The organism is Flavobacterium sp. 25HG05S-40 (assembly GCF_052654735.1).
The window spans coordinates 889453-905893 of sequence record NZ_CP199750.1 but is presented as its reverse complement, the minus strand read 5'-3'; the positions used below and the strand labels follow the sequence as shown (position 1 = coordinate 905893).

The window sequence follows — 16441 nt, the reverse complement described above, 5'->3', positions numbered from 1 at the left end:
ATTGTAGTGCACAATCAAAAATAACGCCAATATAAAGGGAAAAAAATTACATTTGTACTCTAAAAATGTAACAATGAAGCGATTATTACTATTCTCTGTTTTAATTACCGGATTGTCTGCAAGTTCGCAGTCGGTGATACAATCGGTGAATTCGGGAAGCGTTATCAGTCCAAGCAGTTCGGTTTCAGTAGGTGAAATTGTAGTTGTTCCTGAAAACCAAACACAATCCAGCTCTGGAATTATTGGTATTCTTACACAAACACAGCTTGAAGTACCTGAATTGGAATTGAGTGACAAAATAACCGTGTATCCCAATCCGAGCACATCCGTAATTTACTTCCAGACTGAGGTCAATTTGGGAGATGAAAAAATTTCTATTTTCAATGTATCGGGACAATTAGTTGCCCAAAAACAAATTACCAGCGACAATGCTTTGGATTTATCGGAGCTTTCGAACGGGATTTATTTAATTCAATTTACCAATAAAAATGTCAAATCATTTAAAATCATCAAACGTTAATATGAAATCGAAGATTAACGAATTCCAAACAAAAAAATATAAAACCATGAGTAAAAAATTATTACTAGTAGCAGCGCTTTTCATTTCATTCCTGACTTTTGCTCAAGTTCCCCAAGGAATTTCGTATCAGGCTATTGCTTTGAATGGTTCAGGAGCACCTGTTGTGAGTTCAAATGTTGGCCTTAAACTTTCTATTCTTGATGCATCGGCATCGGGAACTGTCCTATATTCAGAAACGCATGTGAAAACTACCAATCCAAATGGTTTATTTAATTTGACTATTGGACAAGGAACAGTAGTTTCGGGCGTTTTCAATACAATCAACTGGGGAACCAACTCTAAATTCCTTAAAGTAGAAATGGATGCTAACGGCGGAACAAGCTATGCTTTGGTAGGCACCACGCAATTATTATCTGTACCTTATGCATTGGCTGCGGACAGTTTAGTGACCTCCGCTGGAGAAGGAATTACTTTGGTTTCACCGAATGGAACACCGTATCAATTAACTGTTAGTGATACTGGAGCGTTGTCTTTGCCAACTACTAATTCCCCGTCAGCTAGCAGTCCGAATAATTTTTATATGTATGGCACCTTCAACACATTTAATCCGACTACAGCATTGTTAATGTCTAATTATAACAGTGGAAACTTAAATAGATTTGGTTTTAAATATATAACAGCTGGTACAGAATTAAAATTTTTAGCTACTAATAACGCAAGTTCTCCTGTTTACGGCGTTGATTTATCTAATAATCTTCAAGTTAATGGCGCTAGTTATTTAGTAGATACTGCCGGATTTTATTTGATTGATTTAGTGAATGCATTTCCAAATTACCCGCTTAATGAATTCAGCTTAGGTTTAACTTCACTTGCTCCAAGACTTAGAAATTCTAATACTTCGGCATTTTATAATAGCACCTATTCTGTAGCTACTAATAAATTCACCTTTAATTTTAGCATTTCAGCTAATAATTCTCTACAGTATGATTTTTATTATTTTGATCCAAAAGGAGAATTACACGGGGACAACCTAGCTGATGGAAGTATTGAAAGTGGTGGTACACCCATAACTATTAGCAATACTACGGCAACGCCAAAAAATTATAGAGTAGAATTAACCATCAATTTTAATGGTTCAGCAACCTATACCGTAACACAGCTTTAATTGGATTGAATTATAAAAAAAACCCGTCTCGTTTTGAATGAGACGGGTTTTTTTTTGCGTTAAGGATGGGAGCGAGCTACCGTGTAGCGTGGACAGCCTGACCGCGCCGAAGGCGGGGTAACGCCCCAATTGCATTATCGAGTAAACAATAATTCTCTGTATTTGGTTAATGTCCAAACTTCATCATCAACCAGAAGTTCTAATTTATCACAGTGCTCGCGGATTACGTCAAAGTATGGTTTTACTTTATCGCAGTAGGATTCTGCCATTTTTTGGGCGTCAGTCAAAGCATTGGCTTTTTTACGCGCTTCGGTCATGGCTTCTACATTGGAGTTGATTCCTTCGATGTGCGAAGAGATTTCTTTGATTAAAGAGATTTGTTCTTTGGCAATTTTTTCAAAATCTTTTCCGAAGATTTCTTTTAAGCCACGCACATTTTCGATTAAGGTATTTTGGTAACGAATTGCGGTTGGAATTACGTGGTTTCGGGCAATATCTCCGAGTACTCTTCCTTCGATTTGGATTTTCTTGGTGTACTCTTCTAGCTCAATTTCGTATCGCGCTTCCACTTCAACGTGGTTCATTACGTTTAGGTCTCTGAATAAATCCAACGCTTTTTGTGAAACTTTCGCTTTTAACGCTGTAGGCGTTGTTTTGTGATTGCTTAAGCCACGTTTTTTGGCTTCTTTTTCCCAAGCATCGCTATAACCATCACCTTCAAAAAGAATATTTTTAGTTTGCTTGATGTATTCTCTCAATACATTAAAAATAGCTTCGTCTTTTTTCAAGTCCTTTTTGTCAATTAAAGCATCTACTTCTTTTTTGAAATCCTTTAATTGTTTGGCTACGATTGAATTTAAGGTCGTCATCGCATTGGCACAGTTTGCAGAAGAACCCACGGCACGAAACTCAAATTTATTTCCGGTAAAGGCAAATGGAGAAGTTCTGTTTCTGTCGGTGTTGTCCAAAATTACTTCAGGGATTTTACCTACTACATTTAATTTCAAATCGGTTTTTTCTTCTGGAGATAATTTACCTTTGGTTACCCCTTCTAATTCGGCTAAAACCTTGGTCAATTGTTGCCCAATGAAAACCGAAATAATAGCTGGAGGCGCTTCATTGGCTCCCAATCTGTGATCATTACTTGCTGTGGCAATAGCAGCACGAAGCAATTCTTCATATTCATTTACGGCTTTGATCGTATTGATAAAGAACGATAAGAATTGCAGGTTGCTCATTGGTGTTTTACCAGGAGATAATAAGTTTACGCCAGTATCTGTAGCCAATGACCAGTTATTATGTTTCCCGGAACCGTTTACACCTTGAAAAGGTTTTTCATGGAAGAGCACTTTGAAATCGTGACGTTCTCCAACTTTAGACATGACATCCATCAAAAGAGAATTATGGTCAACGGCCAAATTGGTTTCTTCGAAAATAGGAGCTAATTCGAATTGATTTGGTGCCACTTCATTGTGACGTGTTTTAACCGGAATTCCGAGTAACATACATTCCTCTTCTAATTCTCTCATATAATTTAGTGCACGAGACGGAATCGAACCAAAATAATGATCATCTAATTGTTGTCCTTTAGCTGATGTATGTCCAAGTAAAGTTCTACCCGTCATAATCAAATCGGGACGCGAGTTGGCTAAGGAAGCGTCTACTAAAAAGTATTCTTGTTCCCAACCTAAAGTAGCGGTTACTTTTTTAACATTTTTATCAAAATATTTACAAACCTCCGTTGCGGCTTCGTCCACAGCATTTAAGGCACGTAAAAGTGGTGTTTTGTAATCTAAAGCTTCTCCTGTATAAGAAATGAAAACCGTTGGAATACATAACGTTGTTCCGAAAATGAAAGCAGGAGAAGTGGGATCCCATGCCGTATACCCACGAGCTTCGAAGGTATTTCTGATACCACCATTAGGAAAAGAAGAAGCATCTGGCTCTTGTTGCACTAACTGTCCGCCTCCAAATTTTTCAACTGGATCAGAACCATCATAAGAAGTTTCAAAAAAGGCATCGTGTTTTTCAGCGGTAGTACCTGTTAAAGGTTGAAACCAATGCGTATAATGCGTAACGCCTTTTGACAACGCCCATTCTTTCATGCCCATTGCTATATAATCGGCAAGCTTTCTGTCAATTTTTGTTCCGTGCTGCACAGCATCTTTTACACCTTTATAAGCATCCGAAGTCAAGAACTGCTTCATGGCTTTGTCATTAAACACATTGGAGCCAAAAAGGTCTGATTTTCTTCCGGCTTCTTCAAATTTTACAGGTTTTCTACCTGATGCATCTTTTAATGCTTGGAAACGTAAAGTTGACATAAATTTAAATTTAATATTATACCCTATTATTTTAATGCAAATATATAACTATTTTATTTTTTAAAACATCAACACCCTATTTTTTATAGGGCATAAATAAAATATTAATGATTATTTGATAAAAATATATTAATTCGTTAAAAAAATACCTCTAACTATTCAATCTGCTATATTTGTATAATCAAAATACTTTGTTATGACGGTTTGGATTATATTTTTGGCAACTATCCTTATTTTTTTGGCGCTAGATTTAGGCGTATTCAATAAAACACCTCACATTATCAGTTCCAAAGAAGCAGGAATCTGGACTGGCGTTTGGGTTACGTTATCGTTTGCTTTTTCGGGCGTTATCAATTGGCTTTATAGCAATGAATACATTGCCAATCCAACTGGAATTAAACCAGCTGTGGCGACAATAAAGTATATTACGGGTTATCTTATAGAATTATCATTAAGCATTGACAATATCTTTATAATTGCGGTAATCTTTGCTGCATTTAAAATTCCACAAAAATACCAGCACAGGGTTTTGTTTTGGGGAATTTTGGGCGCCATTGTGTTCCGTGGCTTGATGATTTACTTTGGGGTTATACTGATTAATAAATTCAGTTGGATGACCTACTTGTTTGGAGCATTCTTGATTTTTACCGCTGTAAAAATGTTATTCAAAAAAGAGGAAGAAGACTTTAATCCGAAACATTCACTAGTATATCGAATGATTGGCAAAATAATACCGATAACAAGTCACACTGAGAAAGAGCATTTCTTTACCAAAATAAATAATGTTAATCACGCCACTCCTCTTTTCGTGGCCTTGCTGGTAATAGAATTTATGGATATGCTTTTTGCTTTGGATAGTGTACCTGCAATTTTAGCGATTACCTCTGACCCATTTTTGGTTTTCAGTTCTAATATTTTTGCTATTCTCGGGTTGCGTTCTATGTATTTTTTCTTGGCTAATATGCTTGAGAAGTTTAGCTACTTAGAGTACAGTTTAATTGCTATTTTATCCTTTGTTGGTATTAAAATGCTTATTGTACATTATTATAAATTTCCGGAATGGGTGTCGTTAGGTTTTATTGCATTGGCTTTGACAGTAGGAATATTAATCTCGTTAAGTAGAGACCGTAAAAGCGAATAGTTGTTGAAATTTTAATAAATTATTACTACTAAACATTAACAATAGTAGTTTAAATTGAATCTTTTTTAGTGTTAAAAAATGAAATAAGTTTCTACACTTCATTTTACATAGCCCTTATTTTTATCGAACCCTTAAACTAATAAAAATGATTTCTACTTGGGATTTATTTTAATTTTAATTTCAATCATCAAACAAGATACTTTACCATTAATTTTTAACTAAATTAATTATACAATGTTTCATTTTAATTTGGCTATTCAAATAGTTTTAAAGTTATTAGTTAAAGCATTTTTGAGAGATGGCTTATTTTAAATAATAATTAGATTACCTACAACTAACAAAACAAGAATCTGTTTCTACTAACTCACGATTTAAAATAAGTGTCATGCCCATAAAAAAATTACGACCCTAATACTCTTGTTTAAATTTAGAATTTTAATTCAAATCGAATCACCTCAGTTAGTTGGCAAAATTTAATTTACTACTAGTTTACCGTTTTGTTAAAAACAAGAAACCCTTTCATTTCTGAAAGGGTTTCTCTTTTATAATCTAATTAAGTGACTTATCTTTTGATAACTCTTAGAGTTTTCACTTCATTTCCTTGAGACACAATTACATTGTATACTCCAGAAGGGAAACGATCACCCACTTGTAATCCTGATACTTCGTCTGCATTAACCTCACGTTGTTCGATTAATTTTCCAGTCATATCATAGATAGCTACTCCTACTTTGTCAACACTTGAAGTGGTAACATCTAAGTTGAAGCTTTCACTAAATGGATTTGGATATGCTTTAGCAGCCATAGGAGCATTTTTAACTTCAGCAACTGAGCCATCTTTACATGTAGCACCATTTCTAGTGATTGTAAAGGTTGCGCAAACGCTGTCTGAGTTACAATTTCCAGAGATGCTGTACGTTACAGTTACTGATCCTCCGTTAGTCCAACTTGGAGCTACTCTAGGACTTCCACTGAATACTGCACATGAACCACATCCTGAACTAATAGTTCTGAATTGACATAACCAAGCTGCAAATGCATTATTAACTGCATATTGGCTATTGAAACTAGTATTAGGATAAGTTACACTACTTGGTCCTGCAACATCTACACCACCACCTGATTGAACTGTAAATCTTCTAGTAACAGTATAAGTGTTAGTATTAGATGTTTGTCCACCACAAGTGATCGTTTGTCCACAAGAGTTGTTAGATCTGTAAGTCCATGTAACATCTACATAACCTCCACATGCTGACGGTGCAACCGATGGCGCATTGTTTGTCAATGTTCCTGTGCTACATCCACCACTTACTGATACACACGCTAAGAATGACGCATAAGCTGCATTTACTTGTGCTTGTGTTTTACAAGAAGGAAGTGTTACATTGTTTCCAACATTTATTGTCACTGCTGATGGAGCAGCTACAGTAAATCGCTTAGTACAAGTTATTGTACCATTTGACGAATAAGATCCTCCACATGATACTGTTTGACCACAGTTATTGTTTGTTCTGTAAGTCCAAGTAACATCTACATAACCTCCACAAGTTGATGGTGCAACTGTTGGCGCATTGTTTGTCAATGTTCCTGTGCTGCATCCTCCACTTACTGTAGTTGATGCTAAGAAAGCATGCCATGCTGAAGTTACCTGAGCCTGTGTACTACAAGCCGGAACTATTACATTGTTACCACAATTAAGAGTTGCTGCTGGTGCAGATGCAACTGTGAATCTCTTAGTACAAGTAATTGTACCATTAGATGAATAAGATCCTCCACAAGAAACTGTTTGACCACAGTTATTGTTTGTTCTGTAAGTCCAAGTAACATCTACATATCCTCCACATGTTCCTGGTGCAACTGTTGGAGCATTATTTGTCAATGTTCCTATGCTGCATCCTCCGCTTACTGTAGTTGATGCTAAGAAAGCATTCCATGCTGCAGTTACCTGAGCCTGTGTACTACAAGCCGGAACTATTACATTGTTACCACAATTAAGAGTTGCTGCTGGTGCTGATGCAACTGTGAAACGTTTAGTACAAGTAATTGTACCATTAGATGAATATTGTCCTCCACAAGATACAGTTTGACCGCAATTTGTGTTTGTTCTATAAGTCCATGTAACATCTACATATCCTCCACAAGTTCCTGGTGCAACAGTTGGTGCATTGTTTGTCAATGTTCCTGCGCTACATCCACCACTTACTGTAGTTGACGCTAAGAAAGCATGCCATGCTGCTGTTACCTGAGCCTGCGTACTACAAGCTGGCACTATTACGTTATTTCCACAATTAAGTGTAACAGCTGGTGGAGCTGCCACTGTGAATCGTTTAGTACATCTCACAGAGTTTGTGCTTCCACAACCTGATTGTTGACCACAAGTACTAACAGTATATGTCCAAGTAACATCTACATAACCTCCACAAGCTGACGGTGCAGTAGCAGAAGTTCTTGTTAACACTCCGTTACATCCACCACTTGCTGTAGTAGAAGCTAAGAATGAATTCCATGCTGAAGTTATTTGAGCTGGAGTACTACAAGCAGGAACTGTTACATCATTTCCACAATTGAATACCACTTGTGGTGGAGTTGCAACTGTAAATCTTCTTGTACATGTTCTTGTTTGACTTTCGCCACCACATGCTGTTGTTGTATATGTCCAAGTAACATCAACTGAACCTCCACATAATGATGGAGCGACACATTGTGTTCTTGTTAATGTACCTCCACATCCGCCTGAAGCAGTTGTTGAATTCAAGAATGAATTCCAAGCTGTGTTCAATTGCGTTTGAGTGCTACAAGCTGGTAATGTTACATCAATTCCACAGTTAAATACAACTGGTGCAGTAGGTGCCACTGTGAATCGTTTAGTACATGTCAATGTGTTTGTATTACCACAACCTGACTGTTGTCCACATGAAGCTACTGTATAAGTCCAAGTAACATCTACGTATCCTCCACATGCTGATGGAGCTTGAGATGGCGCATTGTTTGTCAATACTCCTCCACATCCACCGCTAGCAGTAGTTGAAGCTAAGAATGAAGCGTAAGCTGCATTTACCTGAGCTTGAGTTTTACATGCTTCTACTGTTACGTTAGTTCCACAATTAAATGTAACTTGAGATGGAGCAGCAACTCTGAATCTTCTAGTACATGATACTGTGTTCCCGTTTCCACAACCTGATTGTTGACCACAACCGCTAACAGTATAAGTCCAAGTTACATCTACATATCCACCACATAATGATGGCGCACTACATGAAGTTCTTGTTAACACTCCATTACATCCACCTGAAGCAGTTGTAGAGTTTAAGAATGCATTCCATGCTGTATTCAATTCAGCTTGAGTACTACATGCTGGTAAAGTCACATTGCTTCCACAGCTTATAGCAACTGGTGCTGGTGCAGCAACAGTGAATCTTTTGGTACAAGTTACAAAGTTAGTGTTTCCACATCCTGATTGTTGACCACAAGAACTAACAGTATATTTCCAAGTAACATCTACATAACCTCCACATAATGATGGAGCACTGCATACAGTTCTTGTTAATACTCCGTTACATCCACCTGAAGCAGTTGTAGAGTTTAAGAATGCATTCCATGCTGCATTTAATTCAGCTTGAGTACTACATGCTGGTAAATTAACATCGTTTCCACAATTAATTACTACTGGAGCAGGAGCTGCAACAGTAAACGTTTTAGTACATGTTTGTGTTGTACCACATCCTGTTACAGTGTATGTCCAAGTAACATTTACTGAACCTCCACATGCATTTGGAGCTTGAGATGGACCATTGTTTGTCAATGTTCCATTAACACATCCTCCGGAAGCTGTAGTTGAAGCTAAGAATGCTGCATAAGCTGCATTTACTTGTGCTTGTGTGCTACATGCTGGTACAGTTACATCAGTTCCACAGTTGAATACAACGTTAGATACTGCTGTAATGGTAAATGTAGCAGTACGTATTGAAGTCTCATAACATTTATCAGATACTGTGTAAGTAACTGTTGTTGATCCTCCACAATAAGCCGGTGCAGAAGGTTGACCTTCTCCGAAGCTTCCAACTGGTGCACATCCTCCACTTACTGAGAATCCTGCTAACCATGCAGTGAATGCTGCATTAGCTGCTGCTTGATCTGCATAAGAACACGCATTAGTTGTATTGTTTGATGCTGCTGTTACTACAACAGCTGGTGCTGGTGTAATTGTGAATGTAGCAGTACGTCTTGAAGTCTCGTAACATTTATCAGATACTGTGTAAGTAACTGTTGTTGATCCTCCACAATAAGCTGGTGCAGAAGGCTGACCTTCTCCGAAGCTTCCTACTGGTGAACATCCTCCACTTACTGAGAATCCTGCTAACCATGCCGTGAATGCTGCATTAGCTGCATCCTGATCTGCATAAGCACATGCATTAGTTGTATTATTTACTGCTGATGTTACTACAACAGCTGGTGCTGGTGTAATTGTAAATGTAGCAGTACGTATTGAAGTCTCATAACATTTATCAGATACTGTGTAAGTAACTGTAACTGTTCCGCCACAATAAGCTGGTGCAGAAGGCTGACCTTCTCCGAAGCTTCCTACTGGTGAACATCCTCCACTTACTGAGAATCCTGCTAACCATGCCGTGAATGCTGCATTAGCTGCATCCTGATCTGCATAAGCACATGCATTAGTTGTATTATTTACTGCTGATGTTACTACAACAGCTGGTGCTGGTGTAATTGTAAATGTAGCAGTACGTATTGAAGTCTCATAACATTTATCAGATACGGTGTAAGTAACTGTTGTTGATCCTCCACAATAAGCTGGTGCAGAAGGCTGACCTTCTCCGAAGCTTCCAACTGGTGCACATCCTCCACTTACTGAGAATCCTGCTAACCATGCCGTGAATGCTGCATTAGCTGCATCCTGATCTGCATAAGCACATGCATTAGTTGTATTATTTACTGCTGATGTTACTACAACAGCTGGTGCTGGTGTAATTGTAAATGTAGCAGTACGTATTGAAGTCTCATAACATTTATCAGATACTGTGTAAGTAACTGTAACTGTTCCGCCACAATAAGCTGGTGCAGAAGGCTGACCTTCTCCGAAGCTTCCTACTGGTGAACATCCTCCACTTACTGAGAATCCTGCTAACCATGCCGTGAATGCTGCATTAGCTGCATCCTGATCTGCATAAGCACATGCATTAGTTGTATTATTTACTGCTGATGTTACTACAACAGCTGGTGCTGGTGTAATTGTAAATGTAGCAGTACGTATTGAAGTCTCGTAACATTTATCAGATACTGTGTAAGTAACTGTTGTTGATCCTCCACAATAAGCTGGTGCAGAAGGCTGACCTTCTCCGAAGCTTCCTACTGGTGAACATCCTCCACTTACTGAGAATCCTGCTAACCATGCAGTGAATGCTGCATTAGCTGCATCCTGATCTGCATAAGCACATGCATTAGTTGTATTATTTACTGCTGATGTTACTACAACTGCTGGTGCTGGTGTAATTGTAAATGTAGCAGTGCGTATTGAAGTCTCATAACATTTATCAGATACTGTGTAAGTAACTGTTGTTGATCCTCCACAATAAGCTGGTGCAGAAGGCTGACCTTCTCCGAAGCTTCCAACTGGTGCACATCCTCCACTTACTGAGAATCCTGCTAACCATGCAGTGAATGCTGCATTAGCTGCATCCTGATCTGCATAAGCACATGCATTAGTTGTATTATTTACTGCTGATGTTACTACAACAGCTGGTGCTGGTGTAATTGTAAATGTAGCAGTACGTATTGAAGTCTCATAACATTTATCAGATACTGCGTAAGTAACTGTTGTTGATCCTCCACAATAAGCCGGTGCAGAAGGTTGACCTTCTCCGAAGCTTCCTACTGGTGAACATCCTCCACTTACTGAGAATCCTGCTAACCATGCAGTGAATGCTGCATTAGCCGCATCCTGATCTGCATAAGCACATGCATTTGTTGTATTATTTACTGCTGATGTTACTACAACAGCTGGTGCTGGTGTAATTGTAAATGTAGCAGTACGTATTGAAGTCTCATAACATTTATCAGATACTGTGTAAGTAACTGTAACTGTTCCTCCACAATAAGCTGGTGCTTGTGGTGCGCCAGGCGCTGAACCAGCTACTCCTAAAGTTCCCACTGGAGCACATCCTCCACTTACTGAGAATCCTGATAACCATGCAGTGAACGCCGCATTAGCTGCATCCTGATCTGCATAAGCACAAGCATTAGTTGTATTATTTACTGCTGATGTTACTTCAACAGCTGGTGCTGGTGAAATAGTAAACGTTCTATCAATTACAATAGGCTCATAACATCTATCCGTTACTGTATAGGTAACTGTAACTGTTCCTCCACAATAAGCTGGAGCAGAAGGCTGACCTTCTCCAAAGCTTCCAACCGGATTAATTCCACCACTTACTGAAAACTGTGCCAACCATGCTGCAAAGGCTGCATTAGCTGCTGCTTGATCTGCATAAGAACATGCGTTTGAAGTACTGTTATCCGGAGTATTTATTATTGCCGGAGTAGCTGGTGTAATTGTAAAGGTAGCAGTACGTATTGAAGTCTCGTAACATTTATCAGATACTGTGTAAGTAACTGTAACTGTTCCGCCACAATACAATGGTGCCTGTGGCTGACCATAAGACCCAACTGGCGAACATCCTCCACTTACTGAGAATCCTGCTAACCATGCAGTGAATGCTGCATTAGCCGCTGCCTGATCTGCATAAGAACTTGCTGAAGTAATATTGTCTGTTGGTGTATTAACTACAACAGCTGGTGCTGGTGTAATTGTAAATGTAGCAGTACGTATTGAAGTCTCGTAACATTTATCAGATACTGTGTAAGTAACTGTTGTTGATCCTCCACAATAAGCTGGTGCTTGTGGTTGTCCGTATGATCCAACTGGTGCACATCCTCCACTTACTGAGAATCCTGCTAACCATGCAGTGAATGCTGCATTAGCTGCATCTTGATCTGCGTAAGCACATGCATTTGTTGTATTGTTTTCTGCTGATGTAATTACTACAGCTGGTGCTGGTGTAATTGTAAATGTAGCCGTACGTCTTGAAGTTTCGTAACATTTATCAGATACTGTGTAAGTAACTGTAACTGTTCCTCCACAATAAGCTGGTGCTTGTGGTTGTCCGTATGATCCAACTGGTGCACATCCTCCACTTACAGAGAATCCTGCTAACCATGCAGTGAATGCTGCATTAGCTGCATCTTGATCTGCGTAAGCACATGCATTTGTTGTATTGTTTTCTGCTGATGTAATTACTACAGCTGGTGCTGGTGTAATTGTGAATGTAGCAGTACGTCTTGAAGTTTCGTAACATTTATCAGATACTGTGTAAGTAACTGTTGTTGATCCTCCACAATAAGCTGGTGCTTGTGGTTGTCCGTATGATCCAACTGGCGCACATCCTCCACTTACTGAGAATCCTGCTAACCATGTAGTGAATGCTGCATTAGCTGCATCCTGATCTACATAAGCACATGCATTAGTTGTATTATTTTCTGCTGATGTTACTACAACAGCTGGTGCTGGTGTAATTGTGAATGTAGCAGTACGTCTAGAAGTCTCATAACATTTATCAGATACTGTATAAGTAACCGTTGTTGATCCTCCACAATAAGCTGGCGCAGAAGGCTGACCTTCTCCGAAGCTTCCTACTGGTGAACATCCTCCACTTACTGAGAATCCTGCTAACCATGCAGTAAATGCTGCATTAGCTGCATCCTGATCTGCATAAGCACATGCATTTGTTGTATTATTTACTGCTGATGTTACTACAACAGCTGGTGCTGGTGTAATTGTGAATGTAGCAGTACGTATTGAAGTCTCGTAACATTTATCAGATACTGTATAAGTAACTGTTGTTGACCCACCACAATAGGCTGGTGCTTGCGGTTGTCCGTATGATCCAACTGGCGCACATCCTCCACTTACTGAGAATCCTGCTAACCATGCAGTGAATGCTGCATTAGCTGCATCCTGATCTGCATAAGCACATGCATTAGTTGTATTATTTACTGCTGATGTTACTACAACAGCTGGTGCTGGTGTAATTGTGAATGTAGCAGTACGTCTAGAAGTCTCATAACATTTATCAGATACTGTATAAGTAACTGTTGTTGATCCTCCACAATAAGCTGGCGCTTGTGGTTGTCCGTATGATCCAACTGGCGCACATCCTCCACTTACTGAGAATCCTGCTAACCATGCAGTGAATGCTGCATTAGCTGCATCCTGATCTGCATAAGCACATGCATTTGTTGTATTGTTTTCTGCTGATGTAATTACTACAGCTGGTGCTGGTGTAATTGTGAATGTAGCAGTACGTATTGAAGTTTCGTAACATTTATCAGATACTGTATAAGTAACTGTTGTTGATCCTCCACAATAAGCTGGTGCTTGTGGTTGTCCGTATGATCCAACTGGTGCACATCCTCCACTTACTGAGAATCCTGCTAACCATGCCGTGAATGCTGCATTAGCTGCATCCTGATCTGCATAAGCACATGCATTAGTTGTATTATTTACTGCTGATGTAATTACTACAGCTGGTGCTGGTGTAATTGTGAATGTAGCAGTACGTCTTGAAGTTTCGTAACATTTATCAGATACTGTGTAAGTAACTGTTGTTGATCCTCCACAATAAGCTGGTGATTGTGGTTGTCCGTATGATCCAACTGGCGCACATCCTCCACTTACTGAAAATTCTGATAACCATGCAGTGAATGCTGCATTAGCTGCATCCTGATCTGCATAAGCACATGCATTAGTTGTATTATTTACTGCTGATGTTACTACAACAGCTGGTGCTGGTGTAATTGTAAATGTAGCAGTACGTATTGAAGTCTCATAACATTTATCAGATACTGCGTAAGTAACTGTTGTTGATCCTCCACAATAAGCCGGTGCAGAAGGTTGACCTTCTCCGAAGCTTCCTACTGGTGAACATCCTCCACTTACTGAGAATCCTGCTAACCATGCAGTGAATGCTGCATTAGCCGCATCCTGATCTGCATAAGCACATGCATTTGTTGTATTATTTACTGCTGATGTTACTACAACAGCTGGTGCTGGTGTAATTGTAAATGTAGCAGTACGTATTGAAGTTTCATAACATTTATCAGATACTGTGTAAGTAACTGTAACTGTTCCTCCACAATAAGCTGGTGCTTGTGGTTGTCCGTATGATCCAACTGGCGCACATCCTCCACTTACTGAGAATCCTGATAACCATGCAGTGAAAGCTGCATTAGCTGCATCCTGATCTTCATAAGCACACGCATTAGTTGTATTGTTTACCGCTGATGTTACTACAACAGCTGGAGGTGTAGGTACAGTAAAGGTTCTTGTACAAGTTTGAGGCTGTCCACAACGATCAGTAACAGTCCAAGTAACAGTTGTAGAACCTCCACATGCTGAAGGCGCTACTGGTTCAGATGGAGTTCTAGTCAATGAAGGACTTGTACCTCCGGTATAACTAAATGAATTTAACCAAGCATTGAACGCAATATTAACTTCATCTTGTGTTTGACATACTGTAGTTGTTCTTGTCTCTGGACAATTTAAAACTACTGGTGTAAAAGCTGGTTGAATGATTGTTTGAGAAGTAGTAGCGATACAACCTTCTGCAGACTCACATATTATTGTGTAAGTAATTCCTGCTTCGCTACCTGGCAAATTAGGAAAAATACCTGTTGTATTTTGAATGCCATTAGGCAAAAGAGTATAAGTATATTGTTCTATATCAGAAAAAGAGCCAACTGCTGTTAGTGTCGACGTTTGACCATAACATAAAATTGGAGTATAGGATGCCGTTACAGCAACTTTTGAAATAGAAACAGATTTACTACACTCACATACTGTAGCAGGAAAGCTACTCGTATTAGTAGCATTTAATTGCAAATTAAACTCAGGAGTACCTGAACCTGGAAAAACTACCAAAGCTTGGGTAGTTCTGTTCGTAACAGGATTGTAAATTACATTTCCGTAACTTCTAATGAAAGCACCAGAACTATTGGTTGGAAATGAATAAACAAAGTTTAAATTGTGTTGCGGATCAGCAAGGTTTGGCACCCCACTTCTAGCTACCTCTATATTGATGATAAAATCACCAGAAGTATCGTTAGGATCTGCAACTGCACAAGCTTCAAGTGGACCTACAAGGTTACAAGAAGGCACTAAGGTACCTTGAGCGGAAACGCCTTGTAAAAAGGACCCCATGAATAGTATCAAAACTAAAAGGAATTTAAAATTTCCTTTCAAGCTTTCAATACAACAATAGAAACGATCTTTGAATCTTGTTTCTATACTGAATAAAGTTGAATTTTTCATGTATTGGTTTTAAATTAAATTAAAGGTTACCTATAGAAACCGATTTGGTGCAAGAACACGTTTTACTTGCTCCTCTTGAAGTAGGCGGATTGATAACAGTTAACTTCAGATTGAAGTTCCCATTTTTATTCCCCGGATTAATTGTAATACTTGGGCTTCCGTTTTGGGTAACAAATCTGGCAGCAGAAGTATTCGATTTAAATTCCCATCTGTAGACCGTTCCTGGAACTGACCTAAGCACCTCAGAATTTATGGTAAAATTTTGACCTCCGTCTCTAAGACGTTTGGCTTCCAAAACACCATTTAAATTACATGCTGGCTGTTGAGCAAATAAAAAGTTAGTAAATAAAAAAAGTAACACTAGCATAAGATAGCTTAAAAGTTTACTTTTCTTTTCGGGTGACTTTCCAATGGAGTTCTTAAAGTCTTCCGAGCGATTAGCCCGACTGAAATCCATTTTAAAACCGTTTTCTTCTACAAGTAAATTGTAGTCTCGGATGTGAAAACATCCTAGAAAATTCATTAAAGTACTGTTTTTCATAATGATTAGGTATTAAATTATACCACATCATAAATAGGTTTTGTTTGCGTATTTAAGTAAAAAACATCAGAAGTTTTAAATGTAGACTTCTAATATTAATTAAGAATAATAATTTGGTAGATAATGTTTGGGATGATAAAAGTATATAGAAATAAATAGGAATGTTAAAAAAAGCCTAACTTTTCTACGAATGAATTTATTTAATCGATAAAGTGCACATTTTTTATTTTTAAATAAAATGAAAGAAAAGAATTGCTAATAAAAATGTAATAGTCGATTATAAATCTGTTCCGAACTAATACAAATACTTTACTTATTAACAATACTATATAATAAAAAAGTCCTTCATTAAAAAATGAAGGACTTTGA

At 38.4% G+C, this 16441-nt stretch carries 6 protein-coding genes; 3 read left to right on the top strand and 3 right to left on the bottom strand.

Annotated elements, in window-relative coordinates:
- The first annotated feature begins 73 nt into the window (after positions 1–73).
- Both ACULEU_RS03885 and ACULEU_RS03880 read left to right on the top strand, forming a co-directional pair.
- Positions 74–520, top strand: coding sequence for a T9SS type A sorting domain-containing protein (locus tag ACULEU_RS03885; RefSeq protein WP_445454143.1), 447 nt, complete (start codon positions 74–76; stop codon positions 518–520).
- A gap of 46 nt (positions 521–566) precedes the next feature.
- Positions 567–1685, top strand: coding sequence for a hypothetical protein (locus tag ACULEU_RS03880; protein ID WP_445454142.1), 1119 nt, complete (start codon positions 567–569; stop codon positions 1683–1685).
- A 134-nt stretch (positions 1686–1819) separates the two neighbouring features.
- Here the strand turns inward: ACULEU_RS03880 and ACULEU_RS03875 are convergent, their stop codons facing one another.
- Complete coding sequence (locus ACULEU_RS03875; protein ID WP_445454141.1) at positions 1820–4009, bottom strand: glutamine synthetase III family protein; 2190 nt, start codon at positions 4007–4009, stop codon at positions 1820–1822.
- 196 nt (positions 4010–4205) lie between these two features.
- Here ACULEU_RS03875 and ACULEU_RS03870 point away from each other — a divergent pair, with 196 nt between their 5' ends.
- Positions 4206–5150 carry a TerC family protein gene (locus tag ACULEU_RS03870; protein ID WP_445454140.1) on the top strand — a complete coding sequence of 315 codons (945 nt, stop codon included), beginning with the start codon at positions 4206–4208 and terminating at the stop codon, positions 5148–5150.
- Between the two features lie 562 nt (positions 5151–5712).
- Here the strand turns inward: ACULEU_RS03870 and ACULEU_RS03865 are convergent.
- A complete protein-coding gene (locus tag ACULEU_RS03865) occupies positions 5713–15531 on the bottom strand; it encodes a T9SS type A sorting domain-containing protein (RefSeq protein ID WP_445454139.1) in 9819 nt (3272 codons plus the stop codon).
- 19 nt (positions 15532–15550) lie between these two features.
- Positions 15551–16072, bottom strand: coding sequence for a hypothetical protein (locus ACULEU_RS03860; RefSeq protein WP_445454138.1), 522 nt, complete (start codon positions 16070–16072; stop codon positions 15551–15553).
- Positions 16073–16441: the final 369 nt, after the last annotated feature.

Bases quoted from the DNA above. Each gene is read 5' to 3' on its own strand.
- ACULEU_RS03885 (WP_445454143.1), top strand. From the start codon at position 74: ATGAAGCGATTATTACTATTCTCTGTTTTAATTACCGGATTGTCTGCA.
- ACULEU_RS03880 (WP_445454142.1), top strand. From the start codon at position 567: ATGAGTAAAAAATTATTACTAGTAGCAGCGCTTTTCATTTCATTCCTG.
- ACULEU_RS03875 (WP_445454141.1), bottom strand. From the start codon at position 4,009: ATGTCAACTTTACGTTTCCAAGCATTAAAAGATGCATCAGGTAGAAAA.
- ACULEU_RS03870 (WP_445454140.1), top strand. From the start codon at position 4,206: ATGACGGTTTGGATTATATTTTTGGCAACTATCCTTATTTTTTTGGCG.
- ACULEU_RS03865 (WP_445454139.1), bottom strand. From the start codon at position 15,531: ATGAAAAATTCAACTTTATTCAGTATAGAAACAAGATTCAAAGATCGT.
- ACULEU_RS03860 (WP_445454138.1), bottom strand. From the start codon at position 16,072: ATGAAAAACAGTACTTTAATGAATTTTCTAGGATGTTTTCACATCCGA.